At 73.0% G+C, this 2,069-nt stretch carries 2 protein-coding genes and 1 pseudogene; 2 read left to right on the forward strand and 1 reads right to left on the reverse strand.

Annotated elements, in window-relative coordinates:
* A pseudogene (locus tag ACWD3D_RS36455) lies at positions 1 to 246 on the reverse strand (hypothetical protein); the annotation flags it as partial.
* Positions 247 to 264: 18 nt separating this feature from the next.
* On the opposite strand from ACWD3D_RS36455, the gene ACWD3D_RS36460 reads away from it, so the two are divergent.
* Together ACWD3D_RS36460 and ACWD3D_RS36465 are read left to right on the forward strand one after the other, a co-directional pair.
* Positions 265 to 1,293, forward strand: coding sequence for an acetylxylan esterase (locus tag ACWD3D_RS36460; protein WP_451464942.1), 1,029 nt, complete (start codon positions 265 to 267; stop codon positions 1,291 to 1,293).
* 223 nt (positions 1,294 to 1,516) lie between these two features.
* On the forward strand, positions 1,517 to 2,069 hold a 553-nt coding region (locus tag ACWD3D_RS36465), incomplete at its 3' end, for an IclR family transcriptional regulator (protein ID WP_451464943.1).

The raw sequence follows: 2,069 nt of genomic DNA on the forward strand, positions 1-2,069 counted from the left end.
CGAGGCCACCCGATGGGGGTGGCGCAGCGCGAGGTCGGCACCGATGGCGCCGCCGATGGAGCAGCCCGCGTAGCCGAAGCGCTGGACGCCGAGGGTCCCGGCCTTCGTCGCGACGGCCGCCCTGGCCGCACCGGCCGTCGGGGCGTGACCGTCCCACCGGCCGGTCGAGCCCGTACCGCACGGGGCCGGCCGGACAGGGTCGTCGTACCGGCGCCGTACCGGCGGGCCGGGCCGGCCACTTCGCACACCGAACAAGGAGAGATCTTGTCCACCCACCCGCTCACCTCCGACGGCAGTGAACTCAGCCCGCTCCGGCACGATTTCCCCTTCGACCCCACGCACGGCTACGACCTGCCGCGCCTGCGTGCGGTCGGGGCCCCGCAAGGCCCTGACGACTTCGCCGACTTCTGGCGGCAGCGCCACGCGAGTGCGATGCGGGTCGATCCGGCGCCCAGGATCGAGGGGCCCTGGACCACCGTGGACGGCATGCGGGTCGCCGACATTTCGTACACGTCGGCCGACGGTGTCCGCATCGGCGGCTGGCTGACCGTCCCCGCCGACGGTCGTCTCACGCAGGGCTGTGTGGCGACCCACGGATACGGCGGCCGGGCGGCCCCGGACCTGGGGCAGCCCCCGTCGGAGACCGCGACCATCTGGCCCTGCCTGCGCGGGCTCGGAACGCGGAGCCTGCTGCCCGGCGTCGCCCCGAATTCGGCGGGACACGTTCTGCACGGCATCGGGAGCCGGGAGTCGTACCTCATCGGCGGATGCGTGGCGGACGTCTGGTGTGCGGCCACCGCACTCCAGCGGCTCGTGCCGGAGGCTGCCGGCCGGCTGACCTACCTGGGCACGAGTTTCGGCGGTGGCATCGGGGCGTTGGCGCTCCCCTGGGACGACCGCTTCCGGGCCGCCGGCCTCACGGTGCCGACCTTCGGCAACCATCCGCTCCGGGTGACGCTGCCGTGCACGGGCAGCGGGGAGTCGGTGCGTACGCGGCTCGCCGTGGACCCCTCGGTGCTGGACGTCCTGGCGTACTTCGACGCCGCGACGGCGGCACGGCACATCGGCATCCCCGTACATGTGGCCGCCGCCCTGTTCGATCCGCACGTACCCCCGCCGGGACAGTTCGCGATCCACAACGCGTTGGCCGGGCCGCGCGAACTCCTCGTCCTGCGTGCGGGGCATTTCGAGCACCCTGACGAACCCGCCGAGACGGCTGCCCTGGAAGAGGCCCAGCGGCGCTTCCTGTCGGAAGCCGCTCCCGCGACGACGGCTCCGGGCCCCACCGCGTGACCGCCTCGCTCTCGGCCGCGTGACCGCCTTGCTCTCGGCCGCGTGCGCGGGGCCGGGGCGCCCGCGGATTCCCACCCGGTGACCTGGGGGTTCCGCGACGCCACCGGCCGGTCCGGGACGGCGTCGCGGAACCGTCGCGGTCGCCGGTTTCATATACGGATCCCGATCACTCGCGATATGCTGATGCAGATTGTGCAAGCGATTTGCAGAACGAGGGAGGGTCATGGTTACGCGGGGGACCGATGCCGGGACGAACCAGAGTGTCGAACGAGCGGTCTCGGTGCTGCGCGCACTCGACTCCGGCCGGCCCGAACTCCGTGTGTCCGACGTGGCCGAGCACACCGGACTGGGCTCGTCGACCACGTCCCGCCTGCTGTCCACCCTGGAACGCCTCGACATGGTCGAACGCGACCCGGTCAGCAACCTCTACCGGCTCAGCCTCGGCCTCCTCCCCCTCGCCGCCACCGCGGCCAACCGCCACCCCGTGCACCGGGCGGCCCGTATGGTGCTCCAGGGCCTCGCCACCCGCACCGGGCTCGGGGCCAACGTGGCCGTGCGCCGCGGCGGTGAGCTGATGTTCCTCTGCAACTTCGAGGGCACGCGCGCACCCAAGTCCTACACGCAGGCCGGGCACACCGCCCCGCTCCATGCCACGAGCATCGGCAAGTGCCTGCTCACCGGCCCTGACCGCGCCGCGCGGGTACGAACCGTGCGAGCTGGCCGGATCGCCCAGCGACGCGCGGTTCCTGGACCACGGATCGGACAGCGGCATCACG

This window comes from Streptomyces sp. NPDC002690 (assembly GCF_053592415.1).